The following is a 21238-nucleotide window of genomic DNA, read 5'->3' as shown; positions in this document are numbered from 1 at the left end:
AAGATCGACACCGGCTGTTTGACCTTGCCCCTGGGGCAGACCCCATCGTCCGGAGCTCAGGGAGGATGAACGCGTGGATACGGGACTGCTCAGCATCGGTACGTTCGCCGCTCGCGCCCGCCTTTCGGCCAAGGCGCTGCGGCTGTACGACCGGCTCGGGCTGCTCGCTCCGGCGTACGTCGACGAGGTCAGCGGATATCGCTTCTACCGGGGCGACCAGGTGGAGCGGGCCCGGCTCGTGGCGCTGCTGCGGCAGCTCGACATGCCGCTCGCGCAGATCAGCGAGGTGCTGGCGCTGCCCGGTGACTCGGCCGCCGATGCGGTGGTCGCGTACTGGGCGGGCGTCGAGGAGCGCGTGGCCGGGCAGCGGACGCTCGTGGACTACCTCCGTGGACGACTGAGTGGGAGGAAATCCGACATGAGCCAGAAGTTCGAGATCAAGACCGTGGACGTGCCCGAGCAGTATGTGATCACCGAGTCCAGGCACACCCTGGTCGACGAGTTGCCGGCCTTCATCGGCGCCTCGCTCGGGCGCCTCGAGCAGGCTGCCGGGAGTTGCGGGGGCATCGCCGGGGCGCCGTTCGTCGCGTACTACTCGGAGATCAGCCAGGAGAGCGACGGGCCCGCGGAGTCGTGTGTGCCGGTCGTCGACCGGGCGGCGGCCGAGGCGTGGGCGGCGGCAGCGCGGCCGGGTGGCACGGTGAAGGCCCGGCTGGAGCCCGCCGCCCGGCTCGCGTACACCCGGGTCACCAAGGCTCAGGTCGCGTATCCGCAGATCAACGCGGCGTACGAGGCCGTGGAGAGGTGGATCGAGGGGCAGGGGCTGACCATCGCGGGCCCGTGCCGGGAGATCTACTTCGCCGACTGGGACGCGGCGAAGCCCGAGGACGACGTGTGCGACATCGCGTTCCCCGTCGAGACGGCCGAGTAGCCGAGTAGCCGAGTAGCGGTCAGCAGCGGCCGGGGCGGGCGTACACCGTGACGCGTGCCCCGGTCACTTCCTTGGCGCTGCACTGCTCGAAGTGGTCTTCCAGGGTGGTGCGCTTGGCCCTCTCCTGCGCGGTCTCGTCCAGCGGCTTGCCGTCCGGGTCGCCGAGGACGACGAGGCGGTCGGCCGCCAGCATCCGCGCGCGTATCCGGTCCGGGGATATCTCCTCGCCGTACAGCGACTGCGAGGCGTCGACCTTCTGCGCGAGCGCCAAGTCCGGGTAGGCGCGGAACTGTTCGGGGTCGGCCAGCGTCCACACCCGGCGCCGGGCCGGTGTGAAGACGAGACCGTCGCCCGGCCTGGCCGCCTCCCGCACCGCCTCCGTCACCGCCGTCGCGTCGTCGACCCGGCTGTCCGGGCTGCGCAGATGCACCGCCACCGGGAGCAGCGTGCCGAGCACCGCCATGGCCGAGAACAGCCACACCCACTTGCGCCGCTGGATCTCCGCGACCTTCCGGAACGCGCGGTCCAGGGCCGCGCCCGCGAGCAGCGCGAACCCTATGACGTAGTAGAGGACATAGCGGTCCACGTACATCGGCTTGAGGTTGGAGACGAGGAGCAGCACGGCCGTCGGCAGGATCAGGAGCGGTACGGCGAGGGTGCGCAGCGGGATCGGGCCCTTGGAGCGCATCGGGATGCGGGCGCAGCGCAGGCCGATGGCCGCGAGGATCACGAAGCTCACCAGCTGGATGGGGTCGGGCCACATGATCCAGCGGACTTGGTCGGACTGCCCCATGCTGAACACGGCGAGCGGCGCGAGCCCGGCGACCACGCAAGAGGCCGAGATCGCCCAGGACTTCCGCACCGTACGGGGCACGTCGGCGGCAAGCACCACCGTCGCCCCGTGGGCCGTCAGCATCAGGACGGCGAACTCGTGCAGGAGACAGGCCAGCAGGGCCACCAGCGTGTACGCGACCCAGCGGCGCCTGCTGGACTCGCTCGCGGCCCGCACCAGCAGATACGTGGCCCAGGTGACCATCGCGCAGACGACCGCGTACGACCGTCCCTCCTGCGCGTACTGCTGCACCGCCGGCACCATCGGGAAGACAAGACCGGCGAGCAGCCCCGCGCGCGGCCCCGCGAACCGGTAGCCGAGCAGCCCTATCCCGGCGGCCGCGGCGGCCATCGCGAGCACCGACGGCAGCCGCAGCGTGGTCACATCGCCGCCGAACACGGCGAACAGGCCGTGCATGAGGAAGTAGTAGAGCCCGTGCACCATGTCGTTGTTCTGCAGGGTCTCCCACAACTCGGGCAGGGTGCGGTGCGCCATGTCGTACGTCACCACCTCGTCCCGCCAGAGGCTGCCCCCTCGGCGGATGCCCCACAGGCCGAGCGCGAGCGTCAGCGTGAGCGGCAGGAGAGCGGCGGCGGTCCGCGAGGACAGCACCCGGCGGCCGGCACCCGCCGTGGGAGCGGCGGCGTTCACTGCTGTGATGCTGATGAGGACTCCCGGGACGGCAGGGACTGTTGAGGTAGTTGGGCCTGGTGGGACTCGCGGGTCGAGCGGCGGTCAAGCGTATGGGATCGGCCGGAAAGTGTCCCCGGCCGATCCCCCGGCTGTTCCGCGGTCGTGACAAAGGGCGCGCCCACCGAAGTAGACGCGCCCCGCTGCCTGCGGCTATGCCGGTCGGCCGATAGGTCTCGGCATCAGCCGATACGCGTCAGCTTGTCGCCGAAGCCCGGTTCGACCATGTCTTGCTGCAGCGCGACCGGGACCTGCACCGCGCCCACCGCGCCCGACTTGCCGTCTCCGACACTCAGTACGCCGACGGTGGTGCCCGCCTTCGCGGAGTGCGGGATCGTCTTGCCCTTGGCCGCGTCGAGCTTGAGCTGCACCGTCAGGCCGGGCCAGCCGACCGCCTTGACGTCCTTGGTGGCCACGACCGGCGTCGTACCGCCGAGTCCGTCGTCCACGTGGCCGACGACATCGCCCTTCTTGACTATCGTCTTCGAGGTCAGAGCGGCCTCGGCGGCCTCCATCAGCTTGCGGCTGTTGGCCGTGACCTCGTCGATGTTCGCCTGCGTGTGCTTCGCGAACTGCGCGAGCGCCGCGCCGATCACGATCTGCTCCTGGCCGTCGACCGTCTTCTTCGAGGCGAAGAGGAGGTTGCCGCCGGCCGCCGTGGTGGTGCCGGTCTTGATGCCGACGGCGACGGTCGGGACGAGGCTGTTGAAGTTGCACCACTTGCTGCCGCCCTGGCAGTTCGGGTCGCCGCGCCCGTTGCTGGGCGTGTAGTAGGGCTGCCCGACGATCTCCTTGAACACCGGGATCTCCATCGCGGCCCGGCCCAGCTTCACCAGGTCCTCGGCCGTCGAGACGGTGGTCTTGTCCAGGCCGGAGGCATCGGTGTACGTGGTGTTCTTCATGCCGAGCTTCTTGGCGGCGTCGTTCATCTTCTGCACGAACGCCTTCTCGTCGCCGTCGGAGTCCCAGCGCGCGAGCAGCTTTGCGACGTTGTTCGCCGACGGCAACATGAGCGCCTGGATCGCCTCGTACTCGGAGAGCTTCTCGCCCTCCTTGACGTCAACGACGGACTCGTTGTCCTTCTTGCCGGAGACGTAATGCTCCTCGGCCTGCTTGTCGACGGGGATCGTCGCGCCCTTGCGGTCCTCACCCTTGAGCGGGTGCCCCTTCAGGATCACGTATGCCGTCATGACCTTGGCGATCGACGCGATCGGCACCGGCTTCTGCTCACCGTACGTACCGAAGGAGCCGATGCCCTCGACGTCGAGCGCGGCCTGGCCCTGGTCCGGCCAGGGGATCTGCGGCTTGCCGCCCTCGAACGAGACCTTCTCCTGTGCGGTGAGGCTCAGGGTCGGGGTCGGCAGCGGGCGTACGACCTGCGCGATCGCAAACGCGACCAGGAGGAGCAGGACCAGCGGGGTCCAGATCTTGACCCGCCGCACCGTGGTGCGGATGGCGGTCTCCGCCGGCGGAGGCGTGTTCGTCAGCTCGGCCAGGAGGTCGAGCGGCGGCTTGGGCGGCAGCGGCTGCTGCCGGGTCCGCTCGGGGCCGACGTGGTCGGGCCCGGCCTTCGGCTGCTCGGCCGGCTTCGCTTCCTCGGCCGGCGTGGGGGCCGGCGGCTTCGGGGCCCTGGGGGCGGCCGGCTCGTCGAGCGGCTTGAGCGCGACGAACTTGCTGGTGCGCTCCGCGGGGGACTCGCTCTTGGGCTCGGCCTCGCTCTTGCTCTCGGCCTTGTTCCCGGCCTTGCCCTCGGCCTTCTCGTCCGCCTTTTCCGCGTCGGGCTTCGGCAGCTTGAGCATGGCCGTGGGCTGGTCGACGGTCGGCTTCGCGGCCGCGGGCGGCTCTGCGGGCGACTCTGCGGGCGACTTGGGGGCGAGGGTCTTGAAGACGGCGGTGGCCTGGTCGACGGGTTTGTCGGTGGGCTCGTCCGCGGGCTCGTCGGTGGACTTGCCTGCGGCAGGCTCTTCCGCGCCCTTGGGAAGGGTCTTGAAGACGGCGGTGGCCCGGTCTATGGGCTTGCCCTCGGCGGGCTTGCCCTCGCCCCTGGCGTCGTCACCTTCATCCTCGGACTTGCCCTCGGGCGCCCCAGAGGCCGAACCGGCAGGCGCCGATTCGGTGTTGGAATCGTCCGCATCGTTCGCTTCGGGCTTCGCAACTGCATCGTCCGACGCTGCGGCCTCCGCCTCGCCGGGCTCGTCGGCCTCGGCCGGGGACTCGGTGTCCGCCGCCGGCTCGCCCTCGTCCTCGCCGGAGGACTCCGCCTCGCCGGAGCTGTCGGGCTCCTCTGTGGCCTCGGGCTCACTGCTCTCGTCGGCCTCGTCGGCCTCGTCGCTCGCGTCGGACTCACTGGACTCGCCGGGCTCACCGGACTCGTCCGAAGCCGGAGCCGGAGCCGGAGCCGCAGCCTCCGAGTCCTCGCCCTCCGGGCCCTCCCCCGCGACCCAAGCCGCAACCGCGGCCCGCAGCCGTGCGTCCTTGCCCGCGTCGGCCTCGGCGGGTTCCGCGGGCGCGGCGGGCTCCACGGCGTCCGCCGAACCCTCCGCCGCGGCCGGCTCGGCCGCGTCCTCGTCGTCCGCCCCGGACGACGCAGCCGAGGCCGAAGCCTCCTCGCCCCGCCCCTGCGCGGCACCCGCCACGCTGAACACGGCCGTCGGCTGATCAACCCGGACCGGCCGGTCCTTGGCCACCGCAAGCCGCGGATCGGCCGCCGTCTCCGCCGCCGCCTCCCCAGGGGACCGCTGCTCCGACCTGTCGGGGGTCTCGCCCGCCACCAATGCCTCCTCGATGCTGCCTTTACGCCGTACTGCCCCGTACGTCCCACGCCCGCAGGCCCGTCCCCACCGTCCGGGTCCGCCCGGACCCGGTGTCCGAACCATGTACCAGTGTCCTGTGTGGGGGCTTAACCCCCGTGGTAGACGAGAACGACATACCTACTGGTTCCCGTACATAGCGGTCACGCACTCTCGACAGATGAATGTGAGAGGGGTCACCCTGTCATTCATCCACGCGGGGAGGCATGGATGGGCAAGAGCCGCAGAACGATTCCGGAGGAGCTTCTGCTTCTCGCTTTGGACCCGGCCACGGGTACCACAGCGCAGCCGCAGTCGCTCGACCTCGGTCTGGCCGGAGCACAGCTAGTGGAGCTGGCACTGGCCGGACGGATAGCCCCTGACGGGGATCGTATCGCCGTGGTAGTACCACGGCCGACCGGAGATCCGACTCTGGACTGTGCACTGGAGCTGTTGCGCCGCCGCGGCGCACCGGTCCGGGCAGTCCACTGGATCGGCGGGCCCCGACTGGGGCTCCGCCAGACGTATCTCTCGCATCTCGAACGGTGCGGCATGGTCCATGCCGTGGCGGGACAGATGTGCGGGGTGCTGCCGACGACTCGCTACCAAGCGACGGACACGGACATCAGCCGGGAGATCCGAGCCCGGCTGGACAGCGCGATCCGCACCGGCGTACCGCCGGACCCGCGGACCGCGGCGCTCGCCGCACTGGCCCACGCGGTCGGACTCGGCAAGCACCTCTATCCCGGGAACGAGGGGCGTTCATCGCGCTCCAGGCTCCGGGATCTGATCAGGCACGACCCCATGGGCGGCCTCGTGGCACACGCCGTGATGGACGTTCAGAACGGTGTGGCGGCACAGCCACGTCGTTCGCCGGCCCCGGGCGGCCGTCCGCCGGCCAGGGCCACCGCGGACGCCGTTCCCATGCAGCCGCACCGCGGCTCCATGGCGCGGGCCGTGGCGCACTGAGTCAACCGGCATTCCCGTACCAGCAGTCCAGCACGCGCAGTTCAGCAAGTCCCAGCACCACCGCACCACCCGCACCACGCGTCAAGCCGCACCGCAGTCCCCAAGACCCGGTTCGGGAGCCGCTGGACCGCGCGGGGCGGTGACCGGACGTCCTGGACGCCGCGATGTCGCAAGGCATCGCCGTCGTCGAAGACATCGCCGGTCACCGCCCCGCGCGTCCGCATGTGGAGCCCCGTGCGCATCGAGCGCCCTCAACCGGCCCCGGAACGCATGGCATCCGCTGTTTCCCAGCGGTATAAGGCCTCTTGGTGGCAATCTGCTGAACAGCAGATACGCAAAGTAGAGGCACGTAGCCGGAGGTGCACGTCCCGTGGCGTCCAGTGTCAATCCCACCGTCAGGCGACGCCGATTGGGCCAGGAGCTCCGTCGGCTCCGCGAGCTCAAAGGCATGACGGCCGAGGAGGTGGCGGACAAGCTCCTGGTCTCCCAGTCGAAGATCAGCCGCCTCGAGAACGGCCGGCGCAGCATCAGCCAGCGCGATGTCCGCGACCTGTGCGGCGTCTACGAGGTCGAGGACCAGCGCGTCATCGACGGGCTGATGCAGATGGCCAAGGACAGCCGCCAGCAAGGTTGGTGGCACGCCTTCGGCGACATTCCGTACAGCGTCTACATCGGACTCGAGACCGACGCCGCCTCGCTGCGGGTGTACGAGCCGCAGGTCGTGCCCGGCCTGCTGCAGACCCGCGCCTACGCCGAGGCAATGATCACCGGAGCGCTTCCGGAGACGGCGCAGAGCGACATCGACAAGCGCGTCCAGGTGCGGATGCGCCGCCAGGAGCGCATCAATTCCAGCGAAGCGCCGCTGCGTCTGTGGGCCGTTCTCGACGAGGCGGCGCTGAAACGCGTGGTGGGCGGCCGACAATTGATGATCGAGCAGCTCGAGTACCTCGTGGAAATGTCGCAACTGCCGCATGTCACGGTGCAGGTGATGCCGTTCAGCATGGGCGCGCATCCCGGGGTGAACGGCCAGTACGCGGTTCTCGAGTTCCCCGACGCCGCCGATTCGAGCGTGGTCTACATCGAGGGTGTGACCAGCGACCTGTATCTGGAAAAAGCGAATGACGTCCAGAAATACAGCGTTATGTACGAACACCTGCGGGCCCAGGCCCTGAATGTGGATCAGACGCGGCAGTTCATTTCGGACATCGCAAAAGAGTACGCCCGCTGACCGGGCCCACGGCATAAATCGGGCCCTCACGGGAAGGCGCCGCACGGTACACCTTCGCCGCGTCGGCGCGGAAGACCCATCCGGTATATGCCATCCGGTCGAGTGAATGACCTCTTCGCGCACCGATGTTGGCGAGTAGCGTCGATCACGCCAACACCTCAGTTGGCACGGCAACTCACCGACAACTGCCAAGCGGAGCGAACATGGCAATTCAGCAGGGCGTGACAAGCACGTGGACCAAGTCCTCCTACTCCACCGGAAACGGCGCCTGTGTAGAGGTCAAGTCCCCCGAGATGCACGAGATCGCCGTACGTGACTCAAAGGTCCCCACGGGCCCGTCCCTCGCGTTCGAGAGCAACTCCTGGAACGCATTCGTCGGCCAGGTCAGCCGTGGGGCTTTCGACCTCGGCTGATTACGGTGATACCGGCGAGACCGGTGATACCTGAGATACCGGACAATTCAATAAGCACCACCGATAGAGCCCTCTCGACTGGCCCGCCGTCCCGGCCGAGGGGGCTCGGCTCTGCCCGCAGCCCGGAGGCTCTGCCCGCAGCCCGCCGAACCCCCTGCCGCCCCGCTACCTGAGCTGGTCGACGTACGTGTCCGTGCCCGGCACCGTCGGAATGAAGGGCGCCACCAACTCGACGCGCCCAAGCCCCGACTCGGCCACTTCCTCCACCCGCGAGCCGAACTGCCCCTCCCAGCGCTCCCGGGGGTCGACCCCCAGGAACCACAGCAGGGTGAGCCGGGTGTCGACGCCCTCGACCTGCTTCACATACGTCATCCGGTCCCCCGGCAGCGGCGTCGGCTTGAAGATCACCACCATCGCGCCCGGCGACCCGGCGAGCTTGCCCGGCAGATGCCGGGACCGCAGCCACTCCAGCAACTCCTCGCGCTGCTCGGGCCCTTCGGCATCGATGACCTCGACGATCAGCCCCTGATAGGGGTGGTCGAGCGCGTGGAAGTCGCGCGGCCCCGCCGCCCCGTCCCGGTAGACGGTGGCCGCGTGGTCCTGGAAGGAGGTGAAGACGTGCGTACGGTCCTGGTAGACGCGGCCGTCGCGGTTGAGCCTCTTGTTGATGCCGACGGTCCACTTCATGTGGTCGTCGTAACGCCCCTCGGTCACCCAGTACGTCGAGATGTAGCAGCCCGCGGTAACCGGCTGGGCGACCGCCGACTTCTCGGGATAGCGCAGGAGTTGGAGCTCGCGCGTGGCGACCCAGCGGCGCCCGGCGTACATCCAGGGCATGGCCATCGCACCGGCGTAGTAGTGGTCGTCCTCGTACCAGCGGTTGTACGCGTGCTCGTGCCCGGCGTGCGGCTCGACCATCGTGATCAGCGCATGCCCGGGATGCACACCGTACGGACCGACGCTCGCCAGTTCGGCGTACACCTCGCTGCGGGTCTCTTCACCCATGACGCTCCCCTTCCTTCCTCCGCTGGACGGACCTACTCTGACGCCCCGTCAGCAAATTCACCAGACTGCTCACAGCCCGCGGCGACAGCCGCTCGATGTCACTCCGGAGGGGCCCGTGCTGCTCGAGGGAAAGACCGTGATCGTCTCCGGGGTCGGCGCCGGACTCGGCCATGAGGTGGCCGCGGCCGTGGTGCGCGACGGGGGCAACGCCGTGCTCGGGGCGCGTACGGAGGCGAACCTCGCCAAGTCCGCCGCCGAGATCGACCCCGACGGCAAGCACACCGCGTACCGGTCGACCGACATCACCGACGAGCGGCAGTGCGAGGCGCTCGCCGCGCTCGCCCTGGAGAAGTTCGGGCGGATCGACGCGGTGGTCCATGTCGCCGCCTGGGACAGCTACTTCGGCGGGCTCGCGGACGCGGACTTCGACACCTGGAAGGGCGTCGTCGACGTCAATCTGCTCGGCACGCTGCGGATGACCCGGGCCTGCCTGCCGGCCCTGAAGGAGCGCGGCGGTTCGGTCGTCATCGTCGGTACGCAGTCGTCGGTGGCCGCGCCGAGCGAGGTGCACCAGGCGGCGTACGCGGCCTCCAAGGGGGCGCTCACCTCGGCCATGTACTCCCTCGCCCGGGAGCTCGGCCGGGACCGGATCCGGGTCAACACCGTGCTGCCGGGCTGGATGTGGGGTCCGCCGGTCGAGGCCTTCGTCCAGTTCACCGCGCACACCGAGGGCGTACCGGAGGAGGAGGTCCTGGCCCGGCTGACCAACCGGATGGCGCTGCCCGAGCTGGCGACGGACGGGGACGTGGCGGACGCGTGCGCCTTCCTGTCCTCGGACCGGGCGCGGGCCATCACGGGGCAGTCGCTCCTGGTGAACGCGGGCGAGCTGATGCGCTAGCGAACCTCGGGAGCTCACAGACTCCGAAATACGTGAACGGCCGTACGGGACCTGTCCCGTACGGCCGTTTTTGTGCGCCTCAGTGAGTCACGTACATGAACAGAGGTCATCAAGTAGAACGATTTTACTGTCCCTTGACCTCACTAGCGGTTGTCGTCCCTGTGTGACCGAACCCACCATGAGCGGGCGTTCACAAGGCGGACCACGTACCCCTGGAGGGGGACATGAACAGTCTCGACTGGGCCGTGCTCATCGGCTACTTCGGCGTGATGGTCGCGATCGGTGTGTGGTCCCACAAGCGCGTGGACAACGTCAGCGACTTCTTCACGGCCGGCGGCAAGATGCCGTGGTGGCTGTCCGGGATCTCGCACCACATGTCCGGCTACAGCGCGGTGATGTTCACCGGGTACGCGGGCATCGCGTACACCTACGGGGTCACGTCCTTCGTCACCTGGTCCTTCCCCATCGCACTCGGCATCGCGATCGGCGCCAAGCTGTTCGCGCCGCGCATCAACCGGCTGCGCTCCCGCCTCCATGTGGCCTCGCCGCTCGAGTACTTGAAGAACCGCTACAACCTCAAGACGCAGCAGGCGCTGGCCTGGTCCGGGATGCTCCTGAAGATCGTCGACGTGGGCGCCAAGTGGGCCGCGATCGCCACGCTGCTCTCCGTCTTCACCGGGATCTCGCTCAACCAGGGCATCCTCATCACCGGCGTCATCACCGGCATCTACTGCACGATCGGCGGCCTGTGGGCCGACGCGCTCACCGAGCTCGGCCAGTTCGTGATCCAACTGCTCGCCGGTGTGGCCATGTTCATCGCCGTGGTCGCCAAGCTCGGCGACTACGGCGGCTTCTTCGGGGTCTGGGACGAGCCGGCCCTGCAGGGACACGGAAAGCCCCTGGTCGGCCCGTACGGAACGGTCTTCCTGCTCGCCTTCCTCTTCATCAAGCTCTTCGAGTACAACGGCGGCATGCTCAACCAGGCCCAGCGCTACATGGCGACGGCCAACGCCAAGGAGGCCACCCGCTCGGCCCGCCTCTCCGCGATCCTCTGGCTGGTCTGGCCGGTGGTCCTGTTCTTCCCGATGTGGATGTCGCCGCTGCTCGTCGACGCGCAGAAGCCGGACGGTTCGGACTCGTACGCCCTGATGACGGAACAGCTGCTGCCGCACGGCCTGTTGGGCCTGGTCATCGTGGGCTTCTTCTCTCACACCATGGCAATGTGCTCCTCCGACGCCAACGCCATCGCCGCCGTCTTCACCCGCGATGTGGCCCCGGTGATCTCCAAGGCGGCCCGCGGCTGGAACGACCGGGCCGGGCTGCTCGCGGCACGCCTGACGACGGTGGCGTTCCTCGGCCTGTCCATGGCGGTGGCCACGCAGGTCAACTCCCCCACCTTCAAGGACATCATCACGGTCGTCATCAAGTGGGTGGCGGGCCTGATGGGCCCGATCGCGATCCCGATGATGCTGGGGCTCCTGAAGACGTTCCGCCGCTCGGGCCCGACCGCGGCGCTCACCAGCTGGGCCATGGGGCTGCTCGCCTTCTGGCTGGTCAACTTCCCGATCAGCTGGAACGTCGAGGGCGGCGTACCGCTGCAGTACCAGGTGTCGATCCCGCTCGCGGTGTCGCTGGTCCTCTACATCGTCATCGGCTTCGTGAAGCCCGAGGACACCCCCGAGCGCGATGCGCTCCTCGCGAAGATCAACGGCGATGACGAGGGGCCGGACGCGGCGGCCGCGGCGGTGCCCGCGCCCGCTCAGTCGCAGGACGCGAAGGTGGTGGGGCGGGAGGGCTGAGCCCTCCCTGACTGTCCACGCACGTCGAAGGGCCCGTCTCCGTGGAGGAGACGGGCCCTTCGGTCGTGCGTCTTGCGTCGTACGTTGCCGGGGTCGGTCAGCCGCCGAAGAGGGAGGTCTCGACGTCGGCGTTCTGCGCGACCAGGCCGGACGCGTCGGCCGGGGCGCCCATCTCGCCGGGCGGGCAGTGGCCCGGGGCGTTGCGGAGCGAGGGGTACGCGGTCCAGGCGGCCTCTTCCGACTCCTGGTGCGCCTGGGCGCGGGCGAAGAAGTCCTCGTGGAAGGCGTCGCCCTGGAAGGGGGCGCCGAAGGGGACGGCCGAGCCCGAGGGGGCGCCGGGGAACGGGTCCGCGGTGGCGAGCGGGGCGGTGGCGCCGAGGAGGGCGAGGGCGAGGAGGGGGGCGGCGATGAGCTTGTTCATGGGGTCGACCCTGGCGGGCGGGGCGTTGGCGAGCGAGGGGACACGGCGGGGCGGGGCCGGATGGCGGGTAGTTTTGCCCCTCCCCGCCCCTTCCCTGAAGTCTTCGACGACTGGGGCTTCGCCCCTGGCCCCCAGATCGGCCTTCGGCCTCTGTCCTCAAACGCCGGACGGGCTGACTTTGTCAGGCCCGCGGATACCGAGCCAGCCACCCCGGGCTGGACCCCCCGGGCCCGTGGAGCGCCGGCCCCTGGGTCATCTCCATCGCGAAGTCGTCTGCGAGCTCCAGCACCGAGGCTCGGCCCTCCAACTCGGCCACCCACCCTGGCGGAAGTGCCGTTTCGCCGTGCAGGGCGCCGAGGATCGCGCCCGTGAGCGCGCCCACCGCCGGGGACGGGCCGCCGTGGTTGACCGCGAGGCGCAGGCCGTGGCGGATGTCCTCGCAGACCGTGGCGCAGTACACGGCCGCGCCGAGCGTCGCCTCCGCCGTGCCCTCCTCGGCGAGGAGTTCGACCCGGGCGGGGGTCGGCATGCCCTGCCGTACCGCGCCGAGCGCCTCCTTGAGCGCCTGGGTCACCGGCTGGTGGCCAGGCCGCTCGCCCAGCAGGGCCAGGGTGCGCTGGACGGCGCCGTCCAGTGATTCGCCGCGGGCGAGGCCGTGCACGATGAGCGCGACGGCGCCCGCCGACAGCGAGGCCGCCGGGTGGCCGTGCGTCTGCACGGCGCACTCCACCGCCAGCTGCAGCACCAACTGGGGCTCCCAGCCGACCAGAAGCCCGAACGGCGCCGACCGCGTGGCCGCCGCCGACCCGCGCTCGCCGGTGTTCTTCGGCGCTTCCAGCGTGCCCATCTGCTCGTCCCCGAGCCCCACCAGGCAGGCCCGGGCGGGGTCGCGGCGGGCGTACAGCCACTCCTCGCGGGCCAGCCAGCCGTCGTCCTTGCGGCGCTCGTCGGGGCCCCACTCGTGCTGGGTCACCGCCCAGCGCAGATGGGCCCGGTGGACATCGGTGGGCGGGTGCCAGGCGCCGGTGTCGCGGCGCACCTGGGCGCGGATGAGGCCGTCGACCGTGAACAGGACGAGCTGGGTCGCCGCCGTGACCGCGCCCCGTCTGCCGTACGCCGGAGCGAGGTCTTCCAGCCCCTCGACCCCGTGTGCCGCGCGTATCTCGGCCAGCGTGAGCCCCGTCAGGGGCGCACCGAGTGCGTCGCCGACAGCGGACCCGAGCAGGGTGCCCCGCACCCGGCTGCGGAAGTCCTGCTGCTCGGCCCGGCCCCACACGGCCGTCACTCCTGCGCTCACCGCGCCCCCTCCCATCGGAAGTTCTCGGAGGCGCTCAAAAAGCACGTCCGGCGCAGCACTGTAATCGACCGGGAACGATCAGTTGTGGGCCCGAGCGCTATGTGAACAGTCGCCCTTCAGGCCACTTTTGACCGCCGTTCACCCGCGGTTTCCCGCCACCCCGAACGATCCCAGCCATGAAGAAGCTCTCGTACGCCGCCTCCGCAGCCGCGGCCGCCCTCCTGCTCGGCCTGTCCGTCGCCCCTGCCGCCTCGGCCCATCCCCAGCACGGCCACGCGCGCGCCATCCCGTTCACCCATGCCGAGGTGACCGCCGCCGACGACGGTTCGTACGAGATCACCTGGAACGCCCCCGGCACCCGCCACGTGCAGATCCGCGCGAACGGCAAGGTCGTTGCGGAGGGTGCCGGCCAGGGCAAGGCCACCGTGCGCGGTCTGCCCACCGCCGACCGGCAGTGGTTCGACCTGGTGCCGAGCCGCGGCGGCTCCCTCCGCCTCGCCGACCGCCTGGTCAAGCTGTCCGGCACGGTCAACTTCCGTGACGCGGGCGGCTATCGCACCACGTCCGGCCAGTGGGTGAGGATGGGCGAGATCTACCGCTCCGACGCCCTGGACAAGCTGACCGCCGACGACCTGGCCGAGCTGCGCCGCCTCGGCATCCGCACGGTCTTCGACCTGCGCATGGAGAAGGAGCGCACGGACGCCCCGGACCGGGTGCCGGCGGGCGCGCAGCACGTCGTCGCCGATGTCTTCGCGGGCTCCCCCGCCTTCACCACCCTGCCGAAGACCGCGGCGGAGGCCGAACAGGCCATGATCGACGCGGAGCAGGTGATGGTGTCGGGCACCGGCGCCAAGTCCGCGTACAGCAAGGTCTTCCAGGGCTTCGGCGACAACGGCCGCGGCTCCGCCGTCCTCTTCCACTGCACCGCAGGCAAGGACCGCACGGGCTGGTCGAACGCGGCCCTGCTCACCGCGCTCGGCGTACCCCGCGAGACGGTCATGGCGGACTACCTGGCCAGCAACGACTACCGCAAGGCGGCCAACGAGGCGACCCTCGCCCACCTCCCGGCCGACCAGGCCAAGGTGTACAAGCCGCTGCTCGACGTGCGGGCCGAGTACCTCAACTCGGGCTTCGAGGAAGTCCGGGACAGTTATGGATCATTCCGTACGTATCTGAACAAGGGCATAGGTGTCGACGGGCGGGAGCTGCGGGAGCTGAAGCGGGAGTTGCTCGTCGGCTGAGAACCGGCCTCGGCGGTCGGCGGCCGAGAACCGACCCTGCGGTCGGCGTGGCGCAACCATCCGGCAACCTCACGTGTCCCCCTGGGTGCAGCAACGTTCACCTTTACCTGCCCCACACCGGAGGACTCGTGCGCCGCCCCTTGCTCATCGCGCTCTCGCTGACGACCGCGCTCACCGCCTCGCTCGCCGTCGCCGGCCCGTCCTCGGCCGCGGCGGCGGAGCGGCCCGTGATCGACTTCAACGGGGACGGCTTCGCCGACCTCGCCGTGTCCGCCCCCGGCGGCACCGTGGCCGGGACGGCGGAAGCCGGATACATCTCCGTGTCCTACGGAGGCTCCGGCGGAGTCGGGGCGGGCGGCCGGGTGCTGCTCACCCAGGACTCCCCGGGCGTACCCGGAGACGTCACCGAGAACGGCTCATTCGGGTTCGACACCACGGTGGCCGACTTCGACGGTGACGGGTACACCGACCTGGCCGCGGCCGGTCAGCTCGGCAGCGTGATCCTGTGGGGTTCCGCGGACGGCCTGGGGGCCGGCGTCGCCCTGGCGGGCAGCCCCGACACCCTCGAAAGCGGGGACTTCAACGGCGACGGCCACGCCGACCTCGTCACCGACGTGTTCCCGGAGAACGAGGAGGGCACGATCGGCATGACCATCCAGTACGGGCCGCTCAGCCGTGCGGGCGTCCCCAGCCGCAGCGACGTGATCGCGACCTCGGACGCCGACGGCTCCGGGACGTACGACTTCGTGGTCGGCGACATCAACGGGGACGGCGCCGACGAGATCATCACCAGCCACGGCTTCGAGGAGATGGCGCACAACGGCAAGCTCTGGACGGGCGGCGCGAACGGCACGAGCCACACCTCGAAGAAGGTGACCTCGTTCCAGAACGGCGTGATCGGGGACGTGAACGGCGACGGCTTCGGCGACTTCGTCTTCCGCGACACCGGCGACGTGTGGGAGGGCGACGACTACGGTGCCGGCAACGTCACCGTCACCTACGGCTCGGCAGCAGGCCTTTCCACCCGTACGAAGGTGATCACCCAGGACAGCCCCGGGGTGCCCGGAGTGGGCGAGTCCGAGGACGGCTCCACGAACTTCGGCGGCGACCAGTTCGGCTACGACCTCGCCGCCGGCGACATGACCGGCGACGGCATCGACGACATCGCCGTGGGCGTGCCCGGCGAGGACATCGGCTCGGGTTCCGCCGCGAAGAAGGACGCCGGAAGCGTCGTCCTGCTCAAGGGCGCCGCGTCCGGTCTGAGCGGCACGGGCGCTACGGCCTTCAACCAGTCCACGGCCGACGTGCCGGGGGCCTCCGAGACGGAGGACTACTTCGGGGCCCGGGTGCTGCTGCTCGACGTGAACAACAACAACCGCGCGGACCTGGCGGTAGCGGCCATCAATGAGGACGGGGCGCAGCAGGACTCGGGCGCGTTCTGGCTCTTCCGGGGCAGCAAGAACGGCCCGGTGACGACCAACATCGCCTCGTTCGGACCCGCCGCCCTCGGCGCCACGGAGTCCAAGTACGGCCGGCTCGGGTACGAGCTCGGCGGCCGCTAGGGTCTGTCCCGGCGGAGACCGCTAGGACCTGTCCGGCGGAGGCCGCCAGGTCCTCCGGCGGATCACGACCGGCCGTCAGGTCAGCCACAGCTCCCGGCCCGGGGGCTGCCGGATCCGCTCCGGCAGCCCCCGGGCCGCTGTGTCAGCCGTGCCAGCCGTGCCAGCCGTGCCAGCCGTGTCAGTCCAACACCGGCAGCAGTTCCGGCAGATGGCCGTCCGAAGCGACAGCGGCCTGCTGCCGCTCCTCGGGCACCTCCCCGTACAAGGTCGTACGCGGCTTCGCCGGGCGCCCCGCCGCCTCCGCGATGGCGACCAGGTCCTTGACCGACCGATAGGACCCGTAACTGGAGCCCGCCATCCGGGAGATGGTCTCCTCCATCAGGGTGCCGCCCAGGTCGTTCGCCCCCGAGCGCAGCATCTCCGCCGCCCCCTCCGTGCCCAGCTTCACCCAGCTGGTCTGGATGTTGGGGATGTGCGGGTGCAGCAGCAGCCGGGCCATCGCCATCACCGCGCGGTTGTCGCGGTCCGTCGGCCCCGGCCGAGCGATGCCCGCCAGATACACCGGCGCGTTGGTGTGGATGAACGGCAGCGTCACGAACTCCGTGAAACCACCGGTCTCCTGCTGAATGCCGGCCAGCGTCCGGAAGTGGCCGAGCCAGTGCCGCGGCTGGTCGACATGCCCGTACATCATCGTGGAGCTCGACCTGAGCCCCACCTCGTGCGCGGTCTTGATGACCTCGATCCAGGTCGCGGTCGGCAGCTTGCCCTTCGTCAGGACCCAGCGCACCTCGTCGTCGAGGATCTCGGCGGCCGTCCCCGGGATCGAGTCGAGGCCCGCCTCCTTGGCCTGCTGCAGCCACTCGCGGATCGAAAGCCCGGTCCGGGTCGCGCCGTTGACGACCTCCATCGGCGAGAAGGCGTGCACATGCATGCCGGGGACGCGTTCCTTCACGGCCTTCGCGATGTCGAAGTAGGCCGTGCCGGGCAGGTCGGGATGAATGCCGCCCTGCATGCAGACTTCAACTGCCCCTACTGCCCAGGCCTGTTGGGCCCGGTCGGCCACCTGGTCCAGCGACAGGGTGTACGCATCCGCATCCGTCCTCCGCTGCGCGAAGGCGCAGAAGCGGCAGCCGGTGTAGCAGACGTTGGTGAAGTTGATGTTCCGCGTGACGATGTACGTCACGTCGTCACCGACCACCGACTTCCTTACGTCGTCGGCGACTTGGCAGAGCGCGTCGAGCGCCGGGCCGTCCGCGTGCAGCAGGGCGAGCGCCTCGTCGTCGGTGAGCTTCGTCGGGTCGTCGGCCGCCGTGGCGAGGGCGGCGCGTACGTCGCCGTCGATGCGGGACGGCACCATGCCGGGCGCGGCCGCCTCGCGCAGCGCCTCCCAGTCGCCGTAGACCTCGTCGAAGTCGTCGCGGCGGTCGGAGGTGCGGCCGGTGGTGTCGATGGTGCGGTGCAGGTCGGTGCGGCCGGAGGAGGCGGTGAATCCTTCGTCGGGCTCCTGCCAGGGGTGGCCCTCGACCACCGCGTCGGGGATCGCGAGACCCGTCTCCGGGTCGGCGAGGGCACGTACGTGCGGAAGGAGGCGGGGGTCGAGCCAGGGCTCGCCGCGCGTCACGAACTCCGGGTAGACGCAGAGCCGTTCGCGCAGCTCGAACCCGGCCGCCGAGGACTGCTCCGCAAGGACCTCAAGCCCCGGCCAGGGCTTCTCCGGGTTCACGTGGTCGATCGTCACCGGGGACACGCCGCCCCAGTCGTCGATGCCCGCACCGATGAGACGGGCGTACTCGCCGTCGACGAGGTTGGGCGGCGCCTGCAGATTGCCGGCCGGGCCCATGATGTGCCGGGCGACGGCAACGGTGGCGACGAGGTCGTCGAGCTCCGCGTCCGGCATGCCGCGCATCGCGGTGTCCGGCTTGGCGCGGAAGTTCTGGATGATGAGCTCTTGGATGCCGTGGTAGGAGCGGGCGACGCGGCGTAGCGCGAACAGCGACTCGGCGCGCTCCTCGTAGTTCTCCCCGATCCCGATGAGCAGCCCACTGGTGAAGGGCACGGACGAACGCCCAGCGTCCTCCAACACCCGCAGCCGTACGGCCGGTTCCTTGTCGGGCGACCCGTAGTGCGGCATGCCCGGCTCCGACCACAGCCGCTCGGCCGTCGTCTCCAGCATCATGCCCATGCTGGGCGCGACGGGCTTGAGGCGCTGGAAGTCGGTCCAGCTCATGACGCCCGGGTTGAGGTGCGGGAGCAGTCCCGTCTCCTCCAGGATCCTGATCGAGATGGCGCGTACGTACGCGATCGTGTCGTCGTACCCGGCCGCGTCCAGCCACTCCCTGGCCTCGGGCCACCGGTCCTCCGGCTTGTCCCCGAGGGTGATCAGGGCTTCCTTGCAACCGAGTTCGGCCCCTCGACGGGCGATCTCAAGCACCTCGTCCGGGGACATGAACATCCCGTGCCCCGCCCGGCGCAGCTTGCCGGGGACGGTCGCGAAAGTGCAGTAGTGGCACTTGTCGCGGCACAGCTTGGTGAGCGGGATGAACACGCTCTTGCTGTACGTGATGACGCCGGGCCGCCCCGCGGCCTCGAGCCCGGCGTCGCGCACGCGCGCGGCGGAGGCGGTCAGGTCGTCGAGGTCAGCCCCTCTGGCCTGCAGCAGCACGGCCGCCTCGGAGACGTCGAGCGCGACGCCGTCGCGGGCCCGTTTCAGGGCGCGGCGCATGGAGTTGGCGGTGGGCCCGGCCGGGGTGCTGGGGGTGCTCGGGGGCTGCTGATCCGTCATGGGTCGAGCATACGAGCGGGTCAAGTGGAGGGATCCGGGCTGGTGGTATGGGGAGGAGCACAGGGGTGGCGGGAATTTATGGGGGGAACACTTCGCCGTGGTCCTCGTCCGGGTAGTCCCGCGTCAGCAGGGCGGTGAGCTCCGGGTCCGCGAGGATCCGGGCCGTCGCGCGCCATTCCACGATGATGCCGTGCAGGTCGGTCTGCGGGTCCGACGACTCCGTGGCCCCGCAGCGCGGTGGCGACGTCATGGGCGAACGACTGCAACTCGTCGTCCGACAAATGCCTGACCCACGGGAACACTGAGGCCAGGGTGCTCGGCAGCGGCTGCCCACCGTCAGGCCCGGCGAACGCCGCGAGGAGCCGGGCCTCAGGCTGCGTCATGGCGGTGCGCAGTGAAGGTGACCTCGGTGTTGTCGTCGTCAAGCGCGATGTTCAGCGACGCGTCGAGCGCGCTGGCCAGCTTCGCGAGCAGGGGCAGCGTCGGCACGGTGTCGGACCCCTCGATCCGCGACACCTTCGCCTGGGTCAGGCCCGCCCGCTCGGCAACCTGGGTCTGGGTGAGCCCGAGCTCGGTCCGCCGGTCGTACACCGCCTTGGCCAGCGCCATGGACAGCCGGATCTCGTGCCGCGCCTCGGCAACGTCGGCCGGCTCCTTGAACCCCTCGGCGAGCTTCCGCTCGCGCAGGGTCTTCCATCGGCTGTGGCTCATGGTCAGACTTCCCCTTCCTCGACGACCCGCAGGAACTCCTCATGGGCAAGGCCATGCCCGGCCGGCACCCGGCTGCGTCACCCGCGACGTAAGTACGTACAGCACAACAACGACGTACGTGGTCCTCCAGGTGCGCCCGCACACCGGCATCGGGCCATCGTGGTGCTCGGGCCAAGCTCACCTTCGTACACCCCATGTGATCAGCGGCACATAGCCGCCGACCGCATACCGGCCCGCCCGCCCCAGCTCCGGGGCCTGTTCCACCCCCACACCCCGGGCCCCCGCGCAGCCCCGCCCCACCACTCTGCTCCAATGGACACATGGAGCCCCGAACCCGCACAGCCCTGGTCGAAGATCTGATGGAGCGCTTCCCGCACGTCCCGCGGGAAGCCGTGATCAAGGAAGACCTGCTGCGTGGCGGCATGGCCTTCGACGAGTCCGCGCTCAGTGGCGGGGCCGACGGGACCGGCGGTGACGTCAAGCCGAAGTCGTACTTCATCTTCTCCTTCGACCACCGCACCCTCCCCGAGCTGGGCCAGGCCGCCCTGAACCGGCCCCCGGAGGAGATCGTCCTCACCGGCGGCCAGTACGACCTGCGCCGCACGGTCGTCTCCGTACGCGTGAATCCGGATTCGCCGTACATCGTGAAGGGCGGCGAGGACGGGTCCCTCGGGCTGTACCTCGACGGGGTGCGGATCTCCGACGTCGGGCTGCCCCCGATGCCCGAGTACTACAAGCACAAGCTCTCCAACGGGAAGTCCGTGATGGAGGTGGCGCCCACGATCCAGTGGGGCTACCTGATCTACCTCACCGTCTTCCGCGTGTGCCAGTACTTCGGCGCCAAGGAGGAGTGCCAGTACTGCGACATCAACCACAACTGGCGCCAGCACAAGGCGGCGGGACGGCCGTACACGGGAGTGAAGCCGTCCGACGAGATCCTCGAAGCGCTCCAGATCATCGACCAGTACGACACCGCGAAGGCGTCCACCGCCTACACCCTCACCGGCGGCTCCATCACCTCGAAGGTCGGCGGCAAGGACGAGGCCGACTTCTACGGCAGCTACGCCAAGGCCATCGAGGAGATGTTCCCGAACCGCTGGATCGGCAAGGTCGTAGCCCAGGCGCTGCCCAAGGACGACGTCCAGCGCTTCCACGACTACGGGATCAAGATCTACCACCCGAACTTCGAGGTCTGGGACAAGAACCTCTTCGAGCTGTACTGCCCCGGCAAGGAGCGCTACGTCGGCCGCGAGGAGTGGCACAAGCGGATTCTGGACTCCACCGAGGTGTTCGGCGCCCGCAATGTCATCCCGAACTTCGTCGCGGGCGTCGAGATGGCCGCGCCGCACGGCTTCACCACGGTCGACCAGGCCATCGCCTCCACCGAGGAGGGCCTCAACTTCTTCATGTCGCACGGGGTCGTCCCCCGGTTCACCACCTGGTGCCCCGAGCCGACGACCCCGCTCGGCAAGGCCAACCCGCAGGGCGCCCCGCTGGAGTACCACATCCGCCTGCTTGAGACGTACGCCGCGACGCTCGAGAAGCACGGCCTGACCTCCCCGCCCGGCTACGGCCCGGCGGGCCCCGGCAACGCGGTCTTCTCGGTCAGCTCCTTCATGGACAGCCTCCCGGCCGCCGAGGCCACACCCGTCGAGTAGCCCGTTTCCGCC

The 21238-nt window shown here is 69.9% G+C and carries 17 protein-coding genes; 9 read left to right on the top strand and 8 right to left on the bottom strand.

Annotated elements, in window-relative coordinates; translation table 11 throughout:
• The first annotated feature begins 73 nt into the window (after positions 1-73).
• Positions 74-931, top strand: coding sequence for a MerR family transcriptional regulator (locus tag OG430_RS28355; protein ID WP_327355444.1), 858 nt, complete (start codon positions 74-76; stop codon positions 929-931).
• A 19-nt stretch (positions 932-950) separates the two neighbouring features.
• On the opposite strand, the gene OG430_RS28350 is transcribed toward OG430_RS28355, so the two are convergent.
• Both OG430_RS28350 and OG430_RS28345 read right to left on the bottom strand, forming a co-directional pair.
• Positions 951-2414, bottom strand: a complete 1464-nt coding sequence (locus tag OG430_RS28350; RefSeq protein WP_327355443.1) for a glycosyltransferase family 39 protein — start codon at positions 2412-2414, stop codon at positions 951-953.
• A gap of 221 nt (positions 2415-2635) precedes the next feature.
• Positions 2636-5224 (bottom strand): D-alanyl-D-alanine carboxypeptidase, encoded by a 2589-nt coding sequence (locus tag OG430_RS28345; protein ID WP_327355442.1) that lies wholly within the window; start codon positions 5222-5224, stop codon positions 2636-2638.
• Positions 5225-5473: 249 nt separating this feature from the next.
• Here OG430_RS28345 and OG430_RS28340 point away from each other — a divergent pair, with 249 nt between their 5' ends.
• The 3 genes from OG430_RS28340 to OG430_RS28330 all read left to right on the top strand — a co-directional run bounded on the left by OG430_RS28340 (position 5474) and on the right by OG430_RS28330 (position 7852).
• Positions 5474-6211, top strand: a complete 738-nt coding sequence (locus tag OG430_RS28340) for a GOLPH3/VPS74 family protein (protein WP_327355441.1) — start codon at positions 5474-5476, stop codon at positions 6209-6211.
• A 370-nt stretch (positions 6212-6581) separates the two neighbouring features.
• Positions 6582-7439: a helix-turn-helix domain-containing protein gene (locus tag OG430_RS28335; RefSeq protein WP_327355440.1), complete on the top strand. Its 858-nt coding sequence runs from the start codon at positions 6582-6584 to the stop codon at positions 7437-7439.
• A 203-nt stretch (positions 7440-7642) separates the two neighbouring features.
• Complete coding sequence (locus tag OG430_RS28330) at positions 7643-7852, top strand: DUF397 domain-containing protein (protein ID WP_327355439.1); 210 nt, start codon at positions 7643-7645, stop codon at positions 7850-7852.
• A gap of 165 nt (positions 7853-8017) precedes the next feature.
• On the opposite strand, the gene OG430_RS28325 is transcribed toward OG430_RS28330, so the two are convergent.
• Positions 8018-8857: a hypothetical protein gene (locus tag OG430_RS28325; RefSeq protein ID WP_327355438.1), complete on the bottom strand. Its 840-nt coding sequence runs from the start codon at positions 8855-8857 to the stop codon at positions 8018-8020.
• Positions 8858-8972: 115 nt separating this feature from the next.
• On the opposite strand from OG430_RS28325, the gene OG430_RS28320 reads away from it, so the two are divergent.
• Together OG430_RS28320 and OG430_RS28315 are read left to right on the top strand one after the other, a co-directional pair.
• Entirely contained in the window at positions 8973-9755 is a 783-nt protein-coding gene (locus OG430_RS28320) for an SDR family oxidoreductase (RefSeq protein WP_327355437.1), read from the top strand.
• Positions 9756-9979: 224 nt separating this feature from the next.
• A complete protein-coding gene (locus OG430_RS28315; protein WP_327355436.1) occupies positions 9980-11554 on the top strand; it encodes a sodium:solute symporter family protein in 1575 nt (524 codons plus the stop codon).
• Between the two features lie 97 nt (positions 11555-11651).
• On the opposite strand, the gene OG430_RS28310 is transcribed toward OG430_RS28315, so the two are convergent.
• Both OG430_RS28310 and OG430_RS28305 read right to left on the bottom strand, forming a co-directional pair.
• Positions 11652-11975: a hypothetical protein gene (locus tag OG430_RS28310; RefSeq protein ID WP_327355435.1), complete on the bottom strand. Its 324-nt coding sequence runs from the start codon at positions 11973-11975 to the stop codon at positions 11652-11654.
• 181 nt (positions 11976-12156) lie between these two features.
• Positions 12157-13272, bottom strand: a complete 1116-nt coding sequence (locus tag OG430_RS28305; protein ID WP_327355434.1) for an ADP-ribosylglycohydrolase family protein — start codon at positions 13270-13272, stop codon at positions 12157-12159.
• Positions 13273-13448: 176 nt separating this feature from the next.
• Here OG430_RS28305 and OG430_RS28300 point away from each other — a divergent pair, with 176 nt between their 5' ends.
• Together OG430_RS28300 and OG430_RS28295 are read left to right on the top strand one after the other, a co-directional pair.
• Positions 13449-14513: a tyrosine-protein phosphatase gene (locus tag OG430_RS28300; protein ID WP_327355433.1), complete on the top strand. Its 1065-nt coding sequence runs from the start codon at positions 13449-13451 to the stop codon at positions 14511-14513.
• Between the two features lie 128 nt (positions 14514-14641).
• Positions 14642-16075, top strand: a complete 1434-nt coding sequence (locus OG430_RS28295) for an FG-GAP and VCBS repeat-containing protein (protein ID WP_327355432.1) — start codon at positions 14642-14644, stop codon at positions 16073-16075.
• A gap of 178 nt (positions 16076-16253) precedes the next feature.
• On the opposite strand, the gene OG430_RS28290 is transcribed toward OG430_RS28295, so the two are convergent.
• The 3 genes from OG430_RS28290 to OG430_RS28280 form a co-directional block, all read right to left on the bottom strand.
• A complete protein-coding gene (locus OG430_RS28290) occupies positions 16254-18857 on the bottom strand; it encodes a bifunctional FO biosynthesis protein CofGH (protein ID WP_327355431.1) in 2604 nt (867 codons plus the stop codon).
• A 76-nt stretch (positions 18858-18933) separates the two neighbouring features.
• Positions 18934-19107 (bottom strand): hypothetical protein, encoded by a 174-nt coding sequence (locus tag OG430_RS28285; RefSeq protein ID WP_327355430.1) that lies wholly within the window; start codon positions 19105-19107, stop codon positions 18934-18936.
• Positions 19108-19226: 119 nt separating this feature from the next.
• Positions 19227-19568 (bottom strand): helix-turn-helix domain-containing protein, encoded by a 342-nt coding sequence (locus OG430_RS28280; protein ID WP_327355429.1) that lies wholly within the window; start codon positions 19566-19568, stop codon positions 19227-19229.
• A 320-nt stretch (positions 19569-19888) separates the two neighbouring features.
• On the opposite strand from OG430_RS28280, the gene OG430_RS28275 reads away from it, so the two are divergent.
• Complete coding sequence (locus OG430_RS28275; RefSeq protein ID WP_327355428.1) at positions 19889-21226, top strand: radical SAM protein; 1338 nt, start codon at positions 19889-19891, stop codon at positions 21224-21226.
• Positions 21227-21238 lie beyond the last annotated feature (12 nt).

The organism is Streptomyces sp. NBC_01304, assembly GCF_035975855.1.
Lineage (GTDB): Bacteria > Actinomycetota > Actinomycetes > Streptomycetales > Streptomycetaceae > Streptomyces.
The sequence above is the reverse complement of the archived record's forward strand: the minus strand, read 5'-3'. Positions and strand labels throughout refer to the sequence as shown.